The organism is Lacrimispora xylanisolvens (assembly GCF_002934545.1).
Taxonomy (GTDB): domain Bacteria; phylum Bacillota; class Clostridia; order Lachnospirales; family Lachnospiraceae; genus Lacrimispora; species Lacrimispora xylanisolvens.
Map to the genome: position 1 here is coordinate 372,115 of NZ_PTJA01000001.1, position 18,308 is coordinate 390,422.

Annotated in this window: 18 protein-coding genes; 15 read left to right on the forward strand and 3 right to left on the reverse strand. The window is 42.0% G+C overall.

Annotated elements, in window-relative coordinates; all coding sequences use genetic code 11:
- The first annotated feature begins 14 nt into the window (after positions 1–14).
- The 6 genes from BXY41_RS01815 (at position 15) to BXY41_RS01840 (ending at position 5,155) form a co-directional block, all read left to right on the forward strand.
- On the forward strand, positions 15–1,037 hold the full coding sequence (locus BXY41_RS01815; protein WP_242980013.1) for a methionine ABC transporter ATP-binding protein: 1,023 nt from the start codon (positions 15–17) through the stop codon (positions 1,035–1,037).
- Positions 1,034–1,699, forward strand: coding sequence for a methionine ABC transporter permease (locus BXY41_RS01820; protein WP_104433964.1), 666 nt, complete (start codon positions 1,034–1,036; stop codon positions 1,697–1,699). Before BXY41_RS01815 ends, BXY41_RS01820 begins: the two co-directional genes overlap by 4 nt.
- A gap of 14 nt (positions 1,700–1,713) precedes the next feature.
- Positions 1,714–2,643 (forward strand): MetQ/NlpA family ABC transporter substrate-binding protein, encoded by a 930-nt coding sequence (locus BXY41_RS01825; protein WP_104433966.1) that lies wholly within the window; start codon positions 1,714–1,716, stop codon positions 2,641–2,643.
- 66 nt (positions 2,644–2,709) lie between these two features.
- Positions 2,710–3,915: a M20 metallopeptidase family protein gene (locus BXY41_RS01830; RefSeq protein WP_104433968.1), complete on the forward strand. Its 1,206-nt coding sequence runs from the start codon at positions 2,710–2,712 to the stop codon at positions 3,913–3,915.
- Between the two features lie 15 nt (positions 3,916–3,930).
- Entirely contained in the window at positions 3,931–4,359 is a 429-nt protein-coding gene (locus BXY41_RS01835; protein ID WP_104433970.1) for a PCC domain-containing protein, read from the forward strand.
- The gene (locus tag BXY41_RS01840) at positions 4,352–5,155 is read left to right on the forward strand and encodes a nitroreductase family protein (RefSeq protein ID WP_104433972.1); all 804 of its coding nucleotides are present in this window, start codon (positions 4,352–4,354) and stop codon (positions 5,153–5,155) included. The genes BXY41_RS01835 and BXY41_RS01840 overlap by 8 nt, the downstream gene beginning before the upstream one ends.
- Here BXY41_RS01840 and BXY41_RS01845 read toward each other — a convergent pair.
- Positions 5,127–5,720 carry a methyltransferase family protein gene (locus tag BXY41_RS01845; protein ID WP_104433974.1) on the reverse strand — a complete coding sequence of 198 codons (594 nt, stop codon included), beginning with the start codon at positions 5,718–5,720 and terminating at the stop codon, positions 5,127–5,129. The genes BXY41_RS01840 and BXY41_RS01845 overlap by 29 nt on opposite strands.
- Positions 5,721–5,800: 80 nt before the next feature.
- The gene (locus BXY41_RS01850) at positions 5,801–7,723 is read right to left on the reverse strand and encodes a heavy metal translocating P-type ATPase (RefSeq protein ID WP_349699677.1); all 1,923 of its coding nucleotides are present in this window, start codon (positions 7,721–7,723) and stop codon (positions 5,801–5,803) included.
- Positions 7,724–8,159: 436 nt separating this feature from the next.
- Between BXY41_RS01850 and BXY41_RS01855 the strand changes: the two genes are divergently transcribed.
- From BXY41_RS01855 to BXY41_RS01870, 4 genes are all read left to right on the forward strand, one after another.
- Positions 8,160–8,447 carry a zinc-ribbon domain-containing protein gene (locus BXY41_RS01855; RefSeq protein ID WP_104433978.1) on the forward strand — a complete coding sequence of 96 codons (288 nt, stop codon included), beginning with the start codon at positions 8,160–8,162 and terminating at the stop codon, positions 8,445–8,447.
- A gap of 20 nt (positions 8,448–8,467) precedes the next feature.
- Complete coding sequence (locus BXY41_RS01860) at positions 8,468–8,821, forward strand: DUF2085 domain-containing protein (RefSeq protein ID WP_104433980.1); 354 nt, start codon at positions 8,468–8,470, stop codon at positions 8,819–8,821.
- Positions 8,822–9,020: 199 nt separating this feature from the next.
- A complete protein-coding gene (locus tag BXY41_RS01865; protein ID WP_104433982.1) occupies positions 9,021–9,959 on the forward strand; it encodes a GNAT family N-acetyltransferase in 939 nt (312 codons plus the stop codon).
- A 25-nt stretch (positions 9,960–9,984) separates the two neighbouring features.
- The gene (locus tag BXY41_RS01870) at positions 9,985–11,241 is read left to right on the forward strand and encodes an MFS transporter (protein ID WP_104433984.1); all 1,257 of its coding nucleotides are present in this window, start codon (positions 9,985–9,987) and stop codon (positions 11,239–11,241) included.
- A gap of 123 nt (positions 11,242–11,364) precedes the next feature.
- Here BXY41_RS01870 and BXY41_RS01875 read toward each other — a convergent pair whose 3' ends face one another.
- The gene (locus BXY41_RS01875; protein ID WP_104433986.1) at positions 11,365–11,733 is read right to left on the reverse strand and encodes a pyridoxamine 5'-phosphate oxidase family protein; all 369 of its coding nucleotides are present in this window, start codon (positions 11,731–11,733) and stop codon (positions 11,365–11,367) included.
- A 116-nt stretch (positions 11,734–11,849) separates the two neighbouring features.
- On the opposite strand from BXY41_RS01875, the gene pdxR reads away from it, so the two are divergent.
- The 5 genes from pdxR to BXY41_RS01895 all read left to right on the forward strand — a co-directional run bounded on the left by pdxR (position 11,850) and on the right by BXY41_RS01895 (position 18,293).
- Positions 11,850–13,265, forward strand: a complete 1,416-nt coding sequence (gene pdxR, locus BXY41_RS01880) for a MocR-like pyridoxine biosynthesis transcription factor PdxR (protein ID WP_104433988.1) — start codon at positions 11,850–11,852, stop codon at positions 13,263–13,265.
- Between the two features lie 158 nt (positions 13,266–13,423).
- Complete coding sequence (locus tag BXY41_RS26600; RefSeq protein ID WP_170072144.1) at positions 13,424–13,585, forward strand: hypothetical protein; 162 nt, start codon at positions 13,424–13,426, stop codon at positions 13,583–13,585.
- Positions 13,586–13,627: 42 nt separating this feature from the next.
- Positions 13,628–15,001: a DEAD/DEAH box helicase gene (locus tag BXY41_RS01885; protein ID WP_104433990.1), complete on the forward strand. Its 1,374-nt coding sequence runs from the start codon at positions 13,628–13,630 to the stop codon at positions 14,999–15,001.
- Between the two features lie 205 nt (positions 15,002–15,206).
- Entirely contained in the window at positions 15,207–16,391 is a 1,185-nt protein-coding gene (locus BXY41_RS01890) for a helix-turn-helix domain-containing protein (protein WP_104433992.1), read from the forward strand.
- A 117-nt stretch (positions 16,392–16,508) separates the two neighbouring features.
- Positions 16,509–18,293, forward strand: coding sequence for a collagen-binding domain-containing protein (locus BXY41_RS01895; RefSeq protein WP_104433994.1), 1,785 nt, complete (start codon positions 16,509–16,511; stop codon positions 18,291–18,293).
- The last annotated feature ends 15 nt before the right edge of the window (positions 18,294–18,308 follow it).

The window sequence follows — 18,308 nt, forward strand, 5'->3', positions numbered from 1 at the left end:
AAAGGGACGAGCAGATGATCATTCAATTTGAAAACGTAGAGAAAACCTTCAACAGCAGGAAAATTCAGGTGAATGCCTGTAAAAACATTAATCTGACCGTGGATGAGGGGGACATCTTCGGGGTGGTAGGTTACAGCGGAGCCGGAAAATCCACCTTGATCCGAATGGTAAATGCTTTGGAACGGCCCACATCTGGTAAGGTAGTGGTAAATGGAGTTGTGATCAATGAACTGAGAGGAAATGAGCTGAGAAAAGCCAGAAAAGGAATATCCATGATTTTTCAGCAATTTAATCTGGTAAATGCAAAAACCGTTTATGAAAATGTGGCCATGCCTCTGATCCTGAACCATACGCCAAAGGAAGAAATTAAAAAAAGGGTGAAGGAAATACTGGAATTTGTAGAGCTGACGGATAAGGCAGATACATATCCCGGAAAATTGTCAGGGGGCCAGAAACAGAGAGTGGGGATTGCCAGAGCACTGACAACCAATCCAAGTATTCTTTTGTGTGATGAGCCAACCAGTGCGCTGGATCCGAAAACAACTGATTCCATCTTGAATCTTTTAAAGAAAGTCAACCAGGAACTGAATATAACAATTATGATCATCACTCACCAGATTAATATCGTACAGAAAATATGCAACAAGGTAGCAGTCATGGAAGATGGCTGTGTTGTGGAAATGGGAAAGGTAAAGGAAGTTTTTGCAAAGCCAGTGCAGCCCCTTACAAAGGCATTTGTGGATACAGTGGTAGACCAGTCCATTCCAGAAACCATTTTTGAAGCGGCAGCGGCAGAAAAAGGAAATTCGAAAATTGTGAAGATACGGTGTTTAGACGGGAATGTGTGTGATACCTTTACACCAGGCTTAAGAGAGAACTTTACCGCAGAGATAAAAACACTCTTTCTGTCAGTAAATGAGATGCAGGGTTCCGTTCTCACCATTATAGGTCTGCAGATTAAGGGAACAAGGGAAGAAATCGAAGAAGTGCTGGTATATCTGAGAGAGAACTATGAATATGAGGAGGTGGCAGTATGATTGAAAATTATTTAAAGGTTCCGGGTTCAACCATAGCACTTGCCGCTTCCCAGACCCTATACATGGTCGGCTGGTCTCTGGCTGCGGGTGCGATTCTCGGAATGATTCTGGCTATTATTCTGGTACTTACAAGACCTGATGGACTTCTGGAAAACAGAATCATATTTTTTATTTTCAGTACCACGGTTAATATTGTGCGAAGTGTGCCGTTTATCATAATGATGGTTGCCATCATGCCTCTTACAAAACTGGTGGTTGGTACGAGGGTCGGTACGATAGCAGCCCTCATTCCATTAATCGTCCATATCGCCCCTTATCTTGCCCGGCTTTTCGAAAGCTCTTTATTGGAAGTCAATACGGGAATCATTGAAGCCGCCCAGTCCATGGGTGCCACCACTCCCCAGGTGATCTGGTATTTTCTTATACCGGAGGCAAAAGCTTCTCTCATTCTTGCTTTAACCACTGGAACCATCGGGCTTCTGGGTGCCACGGCCATGGCAGGAGCCATTGGTGCAGGCGGAGTTGGAAATCTGGCGCTTACTTATGGATATGAAAGGCTTAACATGCCGTTAATGATTGTGACCGTAATTATACTGGTGGTTATTGTACAGCTGATACAGAGTCTGGGCAATGTGATTGCCCGTGAACTAAGACATAATTAAAAGGAGAGAAAATTATGAGAAAATTACACAAGAGATTAGTAACAATTGCAGCAGGTGCGATCCTCGCTTCTTCCTTAAGCGGCTGCGCAGGATCTAAAACAGCAGCTCCTGCAACAAAGGCGGATCAGCCGGAAACAACCACGACGCAGGCGGAATCTTCAAAGGCGGAGACAGAAGCAGCCAGTGAGGCAGCCGGTGCCAAAGATCATCCGGAAATCAAATACAGAAGAATGCCTACCGCAACCAGTGATTTATTTGAAGCAGGAATTGTCCCCATTCTGGAAAAGAAAGGCTACAAATTTACGCCGGTAGAAATCACAGATTCCGTTCAGAGGGAAATCGCATTAAGTGAGGATGAAATTGATATGCATGTGGATGCGCATACTGCCTACATTAACAATTTCAATAAAGACCAGGGGACTGAACTGACTGCAGTTCTTGCCATACCTACAGTTCCTACGGGGATTTACAGCGGTTCCAAAGATAAACTTGATAACGTTGCAGACGGCGATAAGATTGCATTCCCAAATGACGCTTCCAATGAAGCCCGTTCACTGCAGCTTTTAAGTGAGATCGGATTTATTACGATGAACGAAGGTATTGAGCCTACCAAGTATACTCTTGCAGATATTAAGGAAAACCCTCATAAACTGGAATTTGTAGAAATGAAAGGCGGTACCATTGCAGGCGTGAGAACAGATTTTGCATTTATTATTCTCAGAGGTTCTGATGCTTATAATGCAGGGATAGATTTTGGTACCGCTCTGGCAGCAGAATCCCAGAAGGACATTCTTCCTGATAATATGATGCAGATAATAGTAAATGGTAAGCATAAGGATGAGGCCTGGGTTCAAGATGTGAAAGCAGCGTATCAGTCCGAAGAATTCAAAGAATTTATAAAGACCCAGAGTTCGTTTTGGATTCTGCCAGATTATTTAAAATAAACGGAAACTTAATGTAAAAGGCGGATTCTTCACAGAGTCCGCTTTTCTGGATATGAGGATACGACATTGAACATACTCAAACTGATATCTGATATAGAGGCAAATATCTATGAAATATATAAAGTCATTCATGAAAACCCGGAGCTGGGAATGGAAGAATATGAGACAAGCCGGTTAATTCGGAAAGAACTGTCAGAACAGGATGACTGCGACGAAATTCTATCAATTGGAAAAACGGGTCTGGTAGCAGTGTTAAAAGGAGAAAAGGAAGGGACGAAACATTGTCTCCTTTTAAGAGGAGACATGGATGCCCTCCCAGTAAACGAAGATCCGGATCACTACCCCAAAAGCAAAAATACAGGGGTGATGCATGCATGCGGACACGATGCCCATACCGCTATTTTACTTGGGACTTTGCGAACCATGAAGCAATATAAAAAGTATTTTTCCGGTACCATTTATTTCTTTTTTCAGCCTGCTGAGGAAATACTAAAAGGAGCAAAGTCTTTATTTCTCTCAAAAGAGATTGATTTTGATAATATAGAAGGTGTGGCGGCCTGCCATGTAATGCCTGATTTATATGCCGGTGATATCGGATTAAAAACGGGAATCACACTTGCCAGCGCAGATCATTTTGACGTTACGGTATTAGGAAAAGGCGGACATGGAGCTCATCCGTATACCACCATCGATCCGGTTGTGATTGCATCGGATATAATCATACAGCTTCAAAATCTGGTTGCAAGAGAAGTAAGTGCGTTTGATTCAGCAGTGATCTCTGTCTGCAGTATCCACAGTGACGGAGATACCTACAATGTGATTCCGGATCATGTGAGGCTAAAAGGAACTCTAAGAGCGCTGACCAAAGAAACAAGAGGGCGTTTGTCTGCCAGAATCGTGGAAGTCTGCACAAAAGTGGCACAAGCGGGTCGGGCAGAGGCGGATGTCCGTTTTGAGGAGGGACCGCCTCCGTTTCGAAACGATGATCTCTGGGTGGAGAGGACAAAAAGAATGGCAGACCGGCTTTTAGGAGAAGATCATGTAAAGATGTTAGATATCGTCACCATGGGAGCAGAAGATTTCGCGTTTATCAAAGATAGGTATCCTGGTGTTTTTGTCAGGATCGGATGCCGAAGCGAAGGAAAAGAATTCACGCCCATACACAGCAGTAAGTTTACAGTGGACCGGAAAGCTTTGTCTGTAGGAATAAAAACGATGTGCGGTATTGCTCTGGACTTTTTTGAGATAGAAAAAGATGTTTATGGCTTATAAAGGTGAAAAAATAATATGATGAAGCAATTGTATGAAGTAACGGTAAAGCAGGGACAGGATATTAAGACTGTAATTACCGAATATATTCTGGATCATGGCTGGAAAAACGTATACATCACAGGGGCTGTGGGGAGCGTGATCGATATGGTATTTACGGCTCCCACTCAGAACCATTTACCCCTGCGATGCGGTAAAACGCCTGTCAGCGGTGCAGCAGAGATTATCAGCATGTGTGGAGAAGTTATGCCGATCGAACAGATGGACCCGGATCTGGAAGATGTTTATCCAGATAAGGACAGTCCTCTGTTTGTACATATTCATGCGGCATGTGCGACTGCCGGAGGCCATGTGTTCGGCGGAGGCTTAAGTGGCGGCAGAGCGTTTCGGGCTTTAAGAGTGTTTATGACCCCTCTTGAAGGGGAAGGAGAAGAATTTAATGATTGATTTGTGGAAAGAAAGAGTATCTTTAAGGCGTTATGCACCAGAGACCATTCGGGAAGAAGATATGGAAGCAATATTAAGTGCAGCTTTAAGTTCCCCTACTGCCGGAAACCAAATGTTGTATTCCGTCTTAAAGATTGAAGATCAGAAAGCAAAGGAGAGGATTGCGGAACTTTGCAATCAGCAGAAATTTATTGCTGCAGCACCAACTGTTCTGGTATTTTTGGCAGATCAGTATAAATGGTATAACTATTACGAAATGAACGGGGTACCTGAATATGCCAGGGAAGAGGGAATTGCCTATCATCCACCCGGCCCGGCCGATCTGCTTCTCGCATTTGAGGACACTATGATAGCGGCACATAGCGCTGTGATAGCAGCAGAGAGTCTGGGAATAGGGAGCTGCTATGTGGGTTCATCGCTGGTAAATGAAAAAGAACTGGCAGAATTTTTAAACCTTCCGGAATATGTAGTGCCCTTGATGGTAGTTCCCATGGGATATTACCCAAACAATTTTAAACGGGTTCACTCCCAGCGTTTTGAGAAACGTTTTGTGGTATTTAATGAAACGTATCACAGGTTGAATATAGAGGAACTGAAAGAGATGTTTCGTAGCAGGGAAGAACAATATTCCTGTCATGCACAAACTCATAATAATAAAAATTTTGCTCAGTATTACTATATAAAGAAGACTGGGAGTTCATTCATGAATCGTATGGCCCAGTCTTTGGAGCGTATCTATTATCGATGGAATAGTAAGCATGCCCTTTCTAAAAAAACAAAAAATACCGCGCAGTGACCTGTTTATATTCTTCATAAGCTGTGCCGAAAGCAGTAGGAAGAAACCGTTCCTCCTCAAGAATCTGTAGATGGAGCACCGCCACACACAACAGCGTGAACATTAACTGGACAGGATTGGAAAAAGCAAGTCCAAAGCCTATATAGAACAGGTCAAAACCCAGAAAAGCCGGATTGCGGCTGATGCGGTAAATTCCGCTTTTTACCAGTGATGTGCGCTGGATCGCATCAATACCCGCCCGCCAACTGGTTTTCATGCATACCATGGCTGTAATAAATACACCAGTGCCCAGGAAAGCGATACTGATTCCGGTAAAGCGGATAATTGGAGATGTCAGTACCAGATAACCTTTTTCCATCACCAGGAGGCTGATTATCTGCACGGCTGCCATGGAAAAAGTTGCAAGCTTAAGAGCCGTTTCAATTATGAATGTACGTGCTGGCTTATTGCCGCGGCCAAGGCGGTTTGTATCAATGCCCTTCCTTTTTAACAAAACTTGTTTACATAAGTAACTGCCATAAAACAAGATCAATACAATAAAACCTAACATGTTTAATGGATTCATATTGTTACCCCTTTCTATCAGATCTTCGATCCTCTATACAGATTTTTTTGGAGGTGCTATTCATAGCACCTCCTGTAAAATCAGTCTTTTGTCCGCAACACCCGCATTGCGTTGAGAATTGCAATCAGTGATACGCCCACATCTGCGAAAACCGCTTCCCACATAGTGGCAATACCGAAGGCGCCAAACAAAAGGATGATGCCTTTTACTCCAAGTGCAAACGCAATATTCTGCCACACGATCCGTTTTGTTTTGCGTGCAATTGCAATGGCTTCCACAAGCTTTGTGGGTTCATCCGTCATCAGTACTACGTCTGCCGCTTCAATGGCAGCATCCGAGCCCAGACCGCCCATGGCAATGCCAATATCCGCACGCGCCAGGACTGGTGCATCATTAATGCCGTCTCCTACAAAAGCCAGCTTGCCCTTTGCAGGTTTGTTCTTATCTAAAATTTCAACCTGTTCCACTTTTTGATCGGGAAGCAGCTGGGCATGGACCTCACTAAGACCCAGCTCATTTGCAATTGCCTCAGCAATCTGTACATTATCTCCGGTCAGCATGACAGTCTTTCGTACTCCGGCATCCTTAAGGCGTGCAATTGCCGAACGGCTGTCGGCCTTAATTTCGTCGGCAATAACAATTGCTCCGGCAAAGATTCCATTTACAGCCACATACACCTTCGTACCAATTTCATCATTTTGCTGGAAGTCAATGTTTTCACGCTTCATCAGTTTATCATTTCCGGCAAGAATCACCGATTCATCCGATGTGACACGGATGCCATGACCGGAAATTTCTTCATAATCACGCAGAGCTTCCTTTTCTATTTCACCGCCATATGCTTTCATAATGGAACGTGCAATGGGGTGGTTGGAAAAGCTTTCAGCTTTTGCTGCGTATTCCAACAGCTGCTCTTTAGTCGTTTCACCGGCAGGGTACAGGCCTGTGACTTCGAAAACACCTTTGGTAAGTGTACCAGTTTTATCAAACACAACAGTATCCAGATTGTTAAGCGCCTCCAGATAGTTGCTGCCCTTTACCAGGATGCCCCGTTTGGAAGCAGCTCCGATCCCCCCGAAAAATCCAAGGGGGATTGAAATAACCAGTGCACAGGGGCAGGAAATTACAAGGAAGATGAGTCCGCGGTTAATCCACTCCGTCCAGGTACCACCAAAGAACAGCGGAGGAATGACGGCCAGCAGAAGTGCGAGCCCCACCACGACCGGCGTATAGTAACGTGAAAAGGTTGTGATAAAGTTTTCAGAGGGCGCTTTTTTGCTGCTGGCATTTTCTACCAGATCAATAATCTTTGCAACGGTTGATTCGCCAAATTCCCGGGTTACCTCCACCGTCAGAACACCGCTTTGATTAATGCAACCTGCCAGCACCGCTTCCCCTGCTTTCACAGAACGGGGAACCGATTCCCCGGTTAGTGCGCTGGTGTCTAACATGGATTCGCCATCTAATACCGATCCGTCTAACGGGATCTTTTCGCCTGGGCGAATCAAAATGATATCACCAATTTTAACCGTGTCAGGCGCAACCTTTTCTGTATCATTTCCCCGCTTTAAATTGGCGTAATCGGGGCGGATATCCATAAGTGATGTAATGGATTTTTTTGACTTTTGCACTGCGGCATCCTGAAAATACTCACCGATCTGATAAAAAAGCATTACTGCAACACCCTCTGGGAAATCACCAATTGCAAATGCTCCGATTGTTGCAACACTCATCAGAAAGTTTTCATCAAAAATCTGGCCTTTGGTAATATTTTTAAACGCCTGCCAGACAACCTCTCCTCCAAGTATTAAATAGCTAAGTCCAAATATAGCAAAGTGATATGTGACCTCATCTGGGAACGCTTTTTTCAGTAACAGACCTGCTGCAAACAGAATGATACCTGATATCAGCTGTATGATTTTTCTCTTGTTTAACTCTCCGCCTTCATGCTCGTGTGCATGATCATGGGAATGGCTGTGGGAATGTTCATGATTGTGTGCCATATTAATAACCTTCCTTCCTTTTATCATTAAAGCAAATATTGACTGTTGAATGATCCTTCAATTGTATTATAATTGAATATATGATCAACTGTCAATATGAAAATCGAAACTATTAAAAAAATTATAAATATATGGTTTTACTATTAATATGTTCCAGTATTATTATGAGGTGTATCCGACTTACATAATGCAGAAAAGTACTGGTAATGTTGAGATAATAATAGATTTAATATATTTACAATCGGAAAAATGTTACGGTATGTTGCAGATTAGTGGCAGAAAATGCAAGAACAATAGTAATTGTGACGTTTTTTTGTAATCATGCAAAACATTATGGAATAATATGTCAAAATATGGTATATTTTATTATATTAGAAGAAATCCAATTTGCTTCTAATTTTAAATTATTATTATATATAAGTGGAGGATACAAAAGATGTATTGTAAAAATTGTTCAAAAGAGATTGATGACAAAGCAGCCATCTGTCCACATTGTGGTGTGGCACAGGCTCCTCAAGTGGTTGATAATGGCGGTTTTGGGTGGGGACTTTTAGGCTGCTGTATTCCATTAGTAGGATTAATTCTGTTTCTGGTTTGGAAAGATTCAAAACCAAAGACTGCGAAAGCAGCAGGTATTGGCGCATTAATCAGCGTTGTTTGCATGATTCTTTTTTATGCATTAATGTTTGGACTGGGACTTCTTGGTGCTATGGCGGGTTATTAAATCCGGCGGCCCTACTTGTTATGAGTGGTTTTTTCTATCGATGGCTTCCAATTTTCTTTGGCTGCCATTGCAGGGCGGAACGTTCATTTTTTCTGAATGGAAAGCAATTTCCTATTTGTGCAAGATGTACCGGTGAATTGGTGGGGATTCTATTGTTAGGATTTACCTATGCAATGTATCACCCACCAATCTTATATGCTTTGATTTTCTTGATTCCCATGATACTTGACGGTGGCATTCAGTTACTGACTAAATATGAAAGCACCAATATCAGGAGGTTTTTGACCGGACTGTTTTTTGGATATGGTCTTTTTAATCTGTTTCTGGCAAGTATAATTGCTACATATTGGTCTGGATATCATATGGTAAAGTGAATCAGTTAAATCTGGCAAAATAAAAAAGGCAGGAGCAGACACAAAGAAGATGAAGTATAACTTGGTGAGGAGAGCTGTTTTATGGCGACTCATCAATAAAATTCATCCGTTTGACGTCTGGTTCTGCCTTTTTGTCTGACAAAAGAAACTCTGTTAATGAGTCACGATATGATATCTGAATTTTAAGGGAGAATGATATATGGTTAAAGCAATTAAAGGCGCCTATTTGAAGTTAAAAAGCAATCTTGACCAGAATGATTATGAATTAATTCACATGCTTGAGATACAATGCGCCCGGAACGATCAAATCACTCTGAAGCTTGAGCTGGACTATAAACTGAGTGATGCCCAAAACAGAACGGCGGATACCCTGATTTCTGATATAAATGAATTCATGTACTTTAACGGTGAAGAATTAATCGGATATATGGGGATATGCAGTTTTGGAGGAATAACACAACCATTGGAGATTACCGGAATGGTACACCCTGAGTACAGACGTCAGGGGATTTTTTCAAAATTGATGGAATTGGTGGTTGCAGAATGCAGAAAAAGAAATGCAGAAGAGATTCTGGCATTGTGTGATAAAAAATCCATTTCCGGTCAGGGATTTTTAAAAAAAATCAGCGCTGTTTATAAATTTTCCGAATTTGAAATGTATCTGAATCATAAATCTTATGAGACGTTGGAAAAACAGCAGCCTTCTGGCATCACATTCAGAAAAGCTGTTAATGCAGACGCTTCAGAGATAACCCGGCAAAACATGGTTTATTTTGGAGATGATTCGGAAGAAGAAAATGAGGATTCTGAAGATCGTGGCATTCTTCTGCCCGAAGAGGAAGAAAAACGAGGCATGACGATCTATATCGCAGAAAAGGAAGATAGGATAATCGGGAAGGTGAATCTTCAGATGTCTGATGGTGGTACTGGCGGAATCTATGGGCTTGGTGTATTGCCTGAGTTTAGGGGGAACGGGTTTGGAAGGGCAATTCTCACTTTTGGGGTAGAAAAGCTGAAAGATGCAAAAGCCACAGAGGTGATGCTTCAGGTAGCTGCGGAAAATGGAACGGCTCTCAACTTGTACAAATCCTGCGGATTCCAGGAAACATCGGTTATGGATTATTTTGAGTTAAAGTAAATGTGAAGAAGGAAACGATCACAAAATGAAGAATTCGTTGTTAAAGCATCCACTGATTGAATTGTTAAAGAATAACAAGGGAAATCCGAAAACTCTGATTTTAATGGAGCCTCTCTGGGGAATTCCCTATAATTTGATTGCACCTTTTGCCACATTATATATGTACACACAGGGAATCACAGACGTTCAGATTGGTTTGATTTTATCGGTTTCCATGGTTGTTCAGGTGCTTTTTTCTTTTATTGGAGGTATCCTCACTGATAAGCTGGGACGTAAGTTCACAACCATGATGGGGGATTTCTTTGGCTGGGGTGTAGCCTGCCTCATATGGGCGGTTTCTGGAAATTTCTGGTTCTTTTTAACAGCGGTTTTATTTAACAGTTTTGAACAGATTAACCAGACTGCGTGGTACTGTCTGCTTATCGAAGATGCAGACTCCAGGGATTTAATCGGAATCTATACATGGGTAAATATTGGCGGGCTGATTGCAATCTTCTTTGCACCAATCTCTGGATTGCTGATCAATACCTTTTCCGTGGTTCCGGTTGTACGTGTCCTATATGTTGTTTTTGCTGTGAATATGATGATTAAAGTAATTATTACGTTCCGGTATTGTGAAGAAACCCGGCAGGGGAAGATCCGTATGGCTGAAACGAAAAACACCTCTGTCTTTCATATGATTTATGAATATAAGGACTTAATACCAAAAGTACTGATGAATAAAGAGATTGTAAAAGTGCTGATTGTCTGTGTTATATTACATATAGCAAATCTGGTAAACACCAGCTTCTTTAGTCTGTATGTGACGCAAAGGCTGGGAATTGCAGACCGTTATCTTGCTTTTTTCCCGATTTTAAATGCCGCTGTAATGCTGATTTTCATGATTGGTGTACAGCACCGTTTGGAATCTGTGAAATTTCGGATACCAATGTGGATCGGTCTTGTATTATATGCCGCTTGCTCTGTTCTCCTGATCCTGACTCCCATTGGCAGCAGTATGCCGTTTATTATCGTCTATGTTTTTGTTGGAGCGGTGGCAGGCGGACTTGTAATGCCCCGCAAAGATGCCTTGCTTCAGCTAAACATCAATCCCGATGAACGGGCTCGTATTAATGCTCTTATTATGTCCTTTACCATTGCATTTGCATCTCCCTTTGGTTATCTGGCAGGCTTGCTGTCCAGTATAGACCGCCGTTTACCATTTGTATTTACATTTACAATCTATGCCATAGCAATAATCATTGTTGGTAAAATCTGCGATCCTGAATTTGCAGAAAAGTGATATAATCTCCATAAAAATATGCCTGATATAAAAAAGTCGGGAGTTTTAAAGGGTTAATTCTGCGGCTGTAACTAGCGCCCCTTTAAAACTCCCGAAAAAGTTGTTACTTATAGTTATTCAGGTCTAAATTGTTTGTTTCACTGTTTCAATTGTAATTTCCAGAACTCTGGTCAGAAATGGAAATTTTTCTTTCATCATATCAAATTCTGAGCCAGATTCCAGAAAATCTGCGGTTCCATTGATCAGAAATCCTGCTCCCATATGTTTGTGCCCCATTACTTCTTTGCTTCCTAATGTGACCAATACACGATTATTATGTCCGATGTTCTTTTGGGTTTTGCGCATCCCGGCAGCAGGGATAAGGATTTTGTTGTTTTCTATGACAACATATGAATTCCATGTATTAACGACATGTGGTTCGTCAGTTCCGCTGGATACAATTGCTACTACACCTTCGTGTCTGATAACTTCATATAATTTTTCGTTGGACATATAAAACCTCCTGTAGTTTTGTAAATTGACATTTTTGCAATATAAGTATATTATTAAATTGGCATGTATGGAAGAACCAATTATGAACTATTTGGAGGATACAGTTGGAGGAGAATATGATAATATTAAATAACAATGTACAAACTCCTATCTATATACAAATTTATGAACAGCTTAGAGATGAGATCATAAGAGGGGAGTTGCCTGAGGGTTCAAAATTAGTATCTACCCGCTATCTTGCAGAATCACTTGCAGTTGGCAGAAATACGGTAGAGAAAGCTTACCTGCAGCTTTCTTCAGAAGGATATGTTGAAAGCCGAGTTGGAAGCGGATTTTATGTGCAGAACATTCATAATATATTTTCCCTGGGTAATGACAGAAAGAATGTTGAGTTACCCTCAGAGCATAAAGGAAGAGAATTACAGGAAAATATTATCTGCAATTTTCAATATGGATACTTAAGTCCACAGGACTTCCCTCAAAACATATGGCGAAAAGTTTCAATGAAAGCGTTGGCATCATTGAATGCAGAAGATATGACAATGTATAGTGATCCCAAGGGTGAACTGCAATTAAGAAAAGAACTGGCAGAATATTTAAGGAAATCAAGAGGAGTTATCTGCAGTGCAGAGCAGATTATCTTATGCTCCGGTTTAGAGTCTGCTTTATCTTTATTAAGTCAGTTGTTCCGCAATACTTACAGTCAAATTGCTTTTGAAGAGCCTGGCTATTTCGGCGCAAGAGAGATTTTTGAGCATAATGGATTTAATACGGTCTCTGTAAGCGTTGATAAAGATGGGGTAAATGTAAAAGAGTTAGAAAAAAGCTCAGCTCAGGTGATTTATGTAACACCATCCCATCAATTTCCAACTGGTGCAGTTATGCCCATACAAAAGAGATTCCTTTTGCTGGAGTGGGCTGCGAAAAACAATGGAATAATTATTGAAGATGATTATGACAGTGAATTACGTTACAATACAAGACCTATTCCATCAATCAGCAATGTCTCCGGAAATGATAATGTTATATATATTGGAACGATGTCCAAGTCTTTATCCCCAAGTTTACGGGTCAGCTATATGGTATTGCCTCAAAAATGGATGAAACGGTATCATGAAGAGTTTAAATTATATCAATCGCCTGTATCCATAATTCAACAGCGAATTCTTTATGAATTTATTTACTCCGGTCATTTTGAAAGTCATTTACGTAAGTTATGTGTGATAAATAAACGTAAGCATGATCTGCTGGTGCGGCTGATACATGAATTAATGAGCAACGAAGTAGTGATTCACGGTAAACATGCAGGCTTGCATATTCTGCTTGAATCGACACAGGGATTAACGGAGAAAGAAATGATTGACCGTGCAAAGGAATACGGAGTATTGGTTTATCCCGTATCAATATTCTGGCATGATGTGAAATGTTATTCTAATAATATGGTTTTGTTAAGCTTTGGAAATGTATCAGAAAAACAACTGATTAAAGGAATAGAGCAATTGTCAAAGGCGTGGAATAATACCATATATTGACTAATTAGCCTGTATTCTTGACAAACAGCCACTTATTCTGTATACTGACACCATAGATAGGTAACTATTTTCAAACGTTTTTAGAGGCTCTATTCTTGAAGAATAGAGCCTTTACCTTTGAAAGATAATAGATCAATTAATGATTGGAGGAAGACGAGATGTCAATGAAAGATATAGAAAAAATGAAAAAATTACTGGAAGAGAAGAAATCCAAGGGTGCTTTTTTACAGGCTGAAAAGAAAATTGGTTGTGGTAAAGTTGAAAAGAGGAATAAGAATATAGGAATTGAATTTACGAGAACGCATAAAATTTCACAGTAAATGTGAATTAGGACAGACAATACAGATTCTAGAGGAGAATGCATGCAGTTTAAAGATTTAAAGATTATGCCTGATATTATTAAGGCACTGGAAAAAGAGAATTACGAAACTCCCACACCGATTCAGGAAAAAGCAATACCCGTTGTATTGGAAGGCAGGGATTTATTGGGCTGTGCCCAGACAGGTACTGGAAAGACGGCCGCATTTGCCATACCAACCCTTCAGCTCTTAAGCAAGGAAAATGCCCCTCGTACTTCAAAACAAAATATTAGAGCGCTTGTCATAACACCAACCAGAGAACTTGCTCTTCAGATTCATGAAAGTTTTCATACCTACGGACAGTTTACCAATTTAAAAAGCTGTGTGGTCTTTGGGGGAGTATCCCAAAAACCCCAGGAAGAAGAATTAAAACAGGGAGTTGATATTCTTGTGGCAACTCCGGGCAGACTGCTGGCACTCATGGATCAGAAGCTTATCAATATAGATCATTTAAAAATACTGATCCTGGATGAAGCAGACCGTATGCTGGATATGGGATTTATAAATGATGTGAAAAAGATCATAGCTAAAACACCCCCTAAGAAGCAGACATTACTCTTTTCCGCGACGATGCCACCGGACATTGCCAGACTGGCAGGTACGATTCTAAAAAATCCAGCGGAAATAAAAATAACCCCCGTATCTTCAACCGTGGATACCATTAACCAGTATCTCTATTACACGGATAAAAGCAGTAAAAAAGATCTGCTTTTGCATATTCTGGAAAACAAAGAGATTGTTTCTGTCCTGGTTTTTGTGCGTACAAAGCATGGTGCGGACCGTCTGATCAAGCAATTGGCAAGGAGTAACGTATCGGCACAGGCGATTCACGGGGATAAATCCCAGGGAGCACGTCAGCGTGCGCTAAGCTGCTTTAAAGACAAGACACTGCGGATTCTGCTTGCTACAGATATTGCAGCAAGAGGAATCGACATTGATGAATTAACTCATGTCATAAACTTTGACTTGCCGGATACTCCTGAGACATATGTACACCGGATTGGGCGTACAGGCAGAGCGGGTCTTTCCGGAACAGCAATATCCTTTTGTGATTTTGATGAAAAAGAACAGCTGAAGGATATTGAACGGTTAATTGGAAAAAAATTAACAGAGGTGAGCGATCATCCCTATCCATTAAAAAACAACTTTCCGGCAATAAAAACCACTCAGCCCAGAAGAGATACAGGACGTACAGAAAAGGCAAAAAGCCATCCAGCCTCACAGAAATCAAATGCAGCATCAAAAAGAGAATCACACCAGCCCGTAACGGGAAAAAAGGCATCAGCCACAAAGAAAAAATATCGGATGACAGCGGATGGAACATTAAAAGAGAAAAAGAGTTATAATAGTTTTTCGGCAAGAAGAAGCAGCAGATAAAAAGAGAGGTATTGAGATTGATGTGAAAATCTCAATACCTCTCTTTTTACTAAAGTACATGTTCAGATATAGGAGGAAAGATGGACAAAGCGGATCACATCAGATACAATTCTTATATCAAATAAAACGGGCTTTGCATTTAAATACACCTGCTGCAAAGTATCCCTTTCAATTCTCTGATATAATTCCCACTGGAGGTAAGGCGATGGATTGGCAAAAGCAAATGAACCAGGCAATGGAATATATTGAAAATAATCTTTCGGGAAAACCTGACTATAATACAGCAGCGCAATTTATGAATTGCTCTGAATGGGAGTTTCGGAGAATTTTTTCTTTTCTGACCCAAATTCCAGTATCGGAGTATATCCGCCGCAGGCGGTTAACCGTGGCAGTGAGTGATATTCAAAACGGAGATAAGATCATTGATATTGCACAGCGTTATGGGTACGAGTCCCAGGCCGCTTTTTCAAGGGCATTCCGACAATTGCATGGGGTAGCACCATCCCACGCCCGTGACAAGGGGGTTACGCTGAACCCATTCCCGCCTTTAACCTTTAAACTTGTATTAATGGAGGGTATCGCAGTGGAAAGAGATGTGAATCAAAGAACAAATATTATTGGTGCAGGAGAAGTTGGCTATGCTGTATCAGTAGATCTGAACCGGGAAACTATTCATAAAACCAACAAATTCTTTTGGGGTACAAAAGGAAACCAGGTGTTAGGGGCATTGGCACTTCCGCTTTATGGCTCATTTGTTTCAGAAGAAACGTGCCGCTTTTTTGATGAGGTAGCCGGTAAAAAAGTATTGGAAATAGGCTGCGGAACCGGCCATTCCCTACAGTATATAGGGGAGCGGGGGGCATCTGAACTATGGGGAATTGATATTACAAGAGAGCAGATAAATAAAGCAGAGCAGCATCTTAAGATGTGTAATCTCACAGCAAAACTGATTTGCTCGTCTATGGAAGAGGAATGCGGGCTGCCAGAGGATTATTTTGATTTCGTCTATTCGGTGTATGGTATAGGCTGGACCACTGATCTGGATGGTACATTCCGGCGGATCGCTTCTTATCTCAAAAAAGGAGGCGTATTTATATTCAGCTGGTCACATCCCATTCATAAATGTGTCGCAGTGGAAGATGATATGCTTGTCTTTAAGAAATGTTATTTTGACGAATCATGGTATACCGTCTCCGTTGGGGAAGGCGTGCTGTCACTGTCAGACCGTAAATTATCAACCTACATCAATGCACTGGCACGGGCAGGATTCATCATTGAACAGTTAATTGAAGAATCTGATGAGGACATAATAAAATCAAAGGACAACAGCTTTGCGAAGAAAGCCAGTATGCTTCCTGTTACGTTTGTTATAAAAGCAATTAAAAAATAGGTAAAATATTGATTGAAAATATAATTAATAACACGAAAAAACGGCACAGAACCATATCCATAGGAATAAAATGAACTGAGAATAAAAATGTAATCGGAGCAGTTTACAGGAGTTTATATGGATGGTAGTAGTTATAGTAGTGGAGCATTAGCGAGTGCTGGATTACCCTATGATAATATAAACTGGTATGATATAGAGGGTCAGCCCTTTGGTCCAGCCTCCAAATTAAATGTTATTGTATTTAATGATGCCAATAACATTGTTGACGTGGAAGGACCTGTGGCCATTGGAGGAAGTTTTTACAGCCCAAGAGGTTTCAGCGGGGGGTTTTCCAGAGATAAGGGCAGCAGAGATGCCAATTACTCACCGGATCTGGTGCGTTTTCTCGTTGGCGGCAATGTGGCAATGAGTGAGCCACTGGTGATTGTAGGCCATACGGTTGTCGGCGGCGGCTTCCGTGCAGGCAAGGGAAGCACATACTTAATTGGAAAAAGTGGAAAGGCGGATCAGGCAAAAGAACTGGCAGCTTTATATCAGGCCAATGGCGGAAGTCAGTATTGGACACCATCAGACAAAGGAAATCATTATCTAATTTCCAGCTATGATGTTCCAAGATATATACCTGCAGGCAGAATCAATGCAAACGTTTCAAAATTCTTTCAGGATGCAAAGAACGGAATTGGATACTATAAAAACTGTATTGATAATTTAACACCAACCGGAACTGTAGTAGATAATAATTACGAATGGATATTAAGGGGAAATGATCCTGTACAGAATGTATTCCTCATTGATGTAAGACCAAACGGTCTGGTTAACAAAGGGATCCGTGCAGAAGTTCCCGAAGGAAGTAATGTGATCGTAAGGCTGAGAACAGGTCCTGATGCTCACCTGCAATATGGTCTCTATGGAGAAGAGAGCAAAGCCAACCGGACTTTGTATGTATTTGAGGATGCCACAAACATTTATATGGAAAAATCCTCCGATATCTGGGGAAGTATACTGGCGCCCCAGGCAATGTTCCATGCCCATCCCACTGGCGGTCATGTAAGCGGTAATGCGGCGTTAGGATCATTTGCAGTCAATGCGGCCAGCGGCTTTGAATTTCATTATTACCCCTTTGTGGGTGGCGTAATGTGCCAGGTTCCGGCACCAGAAGTGCCAGAGGTATCACCGGGAAATGAGGAGCAGCCTGTGGTATGTCCGACTTGTCCGGCACCCCCTGCACCTGTACCATGCCCGACCCCGCCGCCATGTCCCACACCTGAGCCATGTCCGACCCCGCCGCCATGCCCGACCTGCCCGACTCCGCCGCCTTGCCCCAAGCCGGAACCATGCCCTGCTTGTCCAGTGTGCCCGAAGCCTGAGCCCTGTCCGGCATGTCCCAAACCTCAGCCGTGCCCGACCTGTCCGGTGTGCCCGAAGCCTGAGCCCTGTCCGACTTGTCCGGCGTGTCCGAAGCCTGAGCCCTGTCCGACATGCCCGGTCTGCCCGGAATGTCCGAAGCCAGAGCCATGTCCAGCATGTCCGGTCTGTCCGGAGTGTCCGAAACCAGAACCCTGTCCGGTCTGTCCGGTCTGTCCGGAATGTCCAAAGCCAGAGCCATGTCCAGTCTGCCAGGAATGTCTGATTAAGCCAGGTATTATTGCTGGATGTATCTGGGGCTGCGGCTGCGGTGATTTCCATGACTGGGAAGTAAAGTTATACAAGAGGGTCAATGATGTTGATACAATGATGTTCTGTATCAAGATCTGCGGTTGTGGCTGCTTTGAATTTGCAGCTCCCTATGATGGCTGCTATATTTTAAAAGTAAGGATGTGTGAGAACTGTTGGAACACATTCTGGTGTAAGCCAATTATTACACTGAATAACATTGGTGTAGCCAGTTTCATGATTGATTAAATATTATAATGTATT

Excerpts from the sequence above, each read along its gene's own strand:
- BXY41_RS01815 (WP_242980013.1), top strand. The coding sequence starts at position 15 with ATGATCATTCAATTTGAAAACGTAGAGAAAACCTTCAACAGCAGGAAA.
- BXY41_RS01820 (WP_104433964.1), top strand. The coding sequence starts at position 1,034 with ATGATTGAAAATTATTTAAAGGTTCCGGGTTCAACCATAGCACTTGCC.
- BXY41_RS01825 (WP_104433966.1), top strand. The coding sequence starts at position 1,714 with ATGAGAAAATTACACAAGAGATTAGTAACAATTGCAGCAGGTGCGATC.
- BXY41_RS01835 (WP_104433970.1), top strand. The coding sequence starts at position 3,931 with ATGATGAAGCAATTGTATGAAGTAACGGTAAAGCAGGGACAGGATATT.
- BXY41_RS01840 (WP_104433972.1), top strand. The coding sequence starts at position 4,352 with ATGATTGATTTGTGGAAAGAAAGAGTATCTTTAAGGCGTTATGCACCA.
- BXY41_RS01845 (WP_104433974.1), bottom strand. The coding sequence starts at position 5,720 with ATGAATCCATTAAACATGTTAGGTTTTATTGTATTGATCTTGTTTTAT.
- BXY41_RS01850 (WP_349699677.1), bottom strand. The coding sequence starts at position 7,723 with ATGGCACACAATCATGAACATTCCCACAGCCATTCCCATGATCATGCA.
- BXY41_RS01855 (WP_104433978.1), top strand. The coding sequence starts at position 8,160 with ATGTATTGTAAAAATTGTTCAAAAGAGATTGATGACAAAGCAGCCATC.
- BXY41_RS01860 (WP_104433980.1), top strand. The coding sequence starts at position 8,468 with ATGAGTGGTTTTTTCTATCGATGGCTTCCAATTTTCTTTGGCTGCCAT.
- BXY41_RS01865 (WP_104433982.1), top strand. The coding sequence starts at position 9,021 with ATGGTTAAAGCAATTAAAGGCGCCTATTTGAAGTTAAAAAGCAATCTT.
- BXY41_RS01870 (WP_104433984.1), top strand. The coding sequence starts at position 9,985 with ATGAAGAATTCGTTGTTAAAGCATCCACTGATTGAATTGTTAAAGAAT.
- BXY41_RS01875 (WP_104433986.1), bottom strand. The coding sequence starts at position 11,733 with ATGTCCAACGAAAAATTATATGAAGTTATCAGACACGAAGGTGTAGTA.
- pdxR (WP_104433988.1), top strand. The coding sequence starts at position 11,850 with ATGATAATATTAAATAACAATGTACAAACTCCTATCTATATACAAATT.
- BXY41_RS26600 (WP_170072144.1), top strand. The coding sequence starts at position 13,424 with ATGTCAATGAAAGATATAGAAAAAATGAAAAAATTACTGGAAGAGAAG.
- BXY41_RS01885 (WP_104433990.1), top strand. The coding sequence starts at position 13,628 with ATGCAGTTTAAAGATTTAAAGATTATGCCTGATATTATTAAGGCACTG.
- BXY41_RS01890 (WP_104433992.1), top strand. The coding sequence starts at position 15,207 with ATGGATTGGCAAAAGCAAATGAACCAGGCAATGGAATATATTGAAAAT.
- BXY41_RS01895 (WP_104433994.1), top strand. The coding sequence starts at position 16,509 with ATGGATGGTAGTAGTTATAGTAGTGGAGCATTAGCGAGTGCTGGATTA.